This is a genomic window from Yoonia sp. R2-816, from assembly GCF_046762905.1.
Taxonomy (GTDB): Bacteria; Pseudomonadota; Alphaproteobacteria; order Rhodobacterales; family Rhodobacteraceae; genus Yoonia.
In genome coordinates this window covers 1-2,333 of the sequence record NZ_JBKQXN010000074.1, presented here as the reverse complement: position 1 = coordinate 2,333, position 2,333 = coordinate 1, and the positions used below count along the sequence as shown (strand labels likewise).

1 protein-coding gene is annotated in these 2,333 nt (G+C 49.8%); it reads right to left on the bottom strand.

What is annotated here, in order from left to right; all coding sequences use genetic code 11:
* Positions 1-573: 573 nt before the first annotated feature.
* The gene (locus ACFWW2_RS01380; RefSeq protein WP_393925569.1) at positions 574-1,707 is read right to left on the bottom strand and encodes a helix-turn-helix domain-containing protein; all 1,134 of its coding nucleotides are present in this window, start codon (positions 1,705-1,707) and stop codon (positions 574-576) included.
* Between the last annotated feature and the right edge of the window lie 626 nt (positions 1,708-2,333).

The following is a 2,333-nucleotide window of genomic DNA, read 5'->3' as shown; positions in this document are numbered from 1 at the left end:
CTTGCCATCAACGGCAATTCCAGAAGACATAGGCTTGGTGGCGATACCCATTGACGGTCTTGATTTGTCGCGAACGGTCCGTGCCCTGCGGTACCGGCACCAAACGATGCGACCAGAGACAAGCGACCTGATCCGCGAGATAGCGCGCGCCCTAGTATAGTTGATCACACAGCAGATGGTGTCGTCTAATCGCATAGTGTTTTACAAGCGCTTTTTCCCATAATCCAGCAATCGCGGTCCCTTTTCGGCCTCCAATGTAGATTTGCAAAGCTGGTCGTGCACCATGCTCCTGAGTGTCGAGTATTCGTATGCTGGGTGCAGGGTCGTCTTCGCGGTCGACATGTAGCTGCCGCATGTTGGGTTTTGTGTCGTGACGGACGGCCGCCATGAATCAGATAGGGGTTTTTCTAGTTGAAAGAGGCATCGGCATTTCCCGCTGACCGCGACGGCAGATCTCTTATGCTCGGCAAATAGGTCCGGAGGTCCTGCTACACATTCTATTCGAACCTGAACAATGCAGTCTTTCGAAAGTTTGTGCCTCTTCGAAGGGCGAGGATTGAAAGAATGAAACGCTCAAAGAATGCCCATTCCCGCCTCCACTCCAGTTTTCGTGCCAAGCTTGCCTCCACTGCACACGTCAGCGCGTTTCATAGCTAACCCCCAACGTAAAGTCCTATTGTCGACACGGTCAAGCGAAGATCTTCGCATTTTTTTCCACCGGCACGGCGAGCTTCCTTGATCTGGAGTATTCTTTGAGCAGGGTGAGTATGCCTGCCTGTATTCCTTGGGTGACAATTCAAATTCCCTTCGGAAGGCGCGGGTGAAAGACTGTCTCCCTGTGAAACCAACGCTATGTGAAAGAGCTTCAATATTTGTGCCTTCACCTGATCTTATATGTTCAGCCGCTTTCCTTAGTCTTGTTTTTTGGATTAAATCTCGGGGCGAACCCATTGTGCGACAAAGTCGATATAGTGTCGCCCGAGACATGCTGGTTGCCGCAGCGAGATTTTCAGGTGTCAGGCCTTGTTCATTGTAGTGCCTTTCAATGTAACTAAGCACTACGCTCAGCTTGGATTGATTCGGTATTTCGGAGCTCTCCAAGTCCCGGAGCATATGAAAACGGAGTGTGTCGATGGTAAATTGGCGTAGATGGCTGAGCATCCGAGCAGCTTCTGCATCTGTGGCCGATTTAAGTTCTTGAAAAATACATAATATCAACTGACGCAGTGTATTGGTTAGTGAATTATTGTGAATAATATCGCCACTTTGATCGTGAATTAAGGGAAGCTCACCCAATACATCGGTACGGTTCAACACCAGATTCAAGCTCTGGAACCTAGACAAGTCTGAATAAAAGGGTTGCTGAAAATCAATAATCCTCAGATCTTGCGGCCCAGCAACACTAGTGTTGTGTCCAAAAATCACTGCTCTGTCCGTCCCAGCTGTACGGTAGTGTAAAGACAGTCGATCCGACATCGCAGTCGCCATAGATTTTTTTGTTACACGAACTTGGAGCGGGTTTCCGACGGCTGCGCTCTCCAAAGCAATACTTGGAGCACTGTAGCGCTGTACTCTAAACTCGAACGGTGATCTTGTGGGTTCTCGTCGCTCCACGAGCATTCCTGACATAGGTGCAATTTCTGCACGCAAAAACTCAAACTGCTCTGAAGACCGCAACGCGACTGACTCTAGAGTAAGCGAATTCACAACTTTTCGACGTGTCACTATCGGTTGTCTTTCAGCAGTTCCAAGCGTTTGAGACTACATAAACCTAAGATTGAATTAAGCGCCAGCCGTTCTCGTACGCCATCATGCAAGTGAGCAGCGTTCTGCACTGAAAGTGGGAAATAGAGCAAAAACCTGCCGATGTGACACTTGGGTGCGAAACACCGGTAGCACCCAAGACGGTGTTTCAGCAGGAGCGGCTAAAGATGAAAGCCGGAGAATCTACGCTTTTCTAGAATTGCGCACCAAGAGCATTGGATGTTCACGGAAGCTCTTACCACAGATGACCCGTGATTGGTTTTTTGGTGGTTGATCTGTAGGCGCTCGTTGAACCCGGCCTAACGCCCGAAACTAATTCTCAGCGTTCCGCCTTTACGTCAGCTGTCTGATGATGGGCACGGATCATGACGCGCCGGTCAGGGCAACCCAAGACATCCCATCAATAACAAGCCTGTTGTTAGTGGGTTTGAGCTATGCCCGAAAGTTGGTGACGGCGTGATTAGGCGGCATGGTTAAGTTGTTTGATCCCGTCTTTGAATGCAATCCCTTCGATGATCTCGGGCATGCGGTTTGCGCCGTCGAGCTTCCGCCATTTGGTCTGGGCTGAC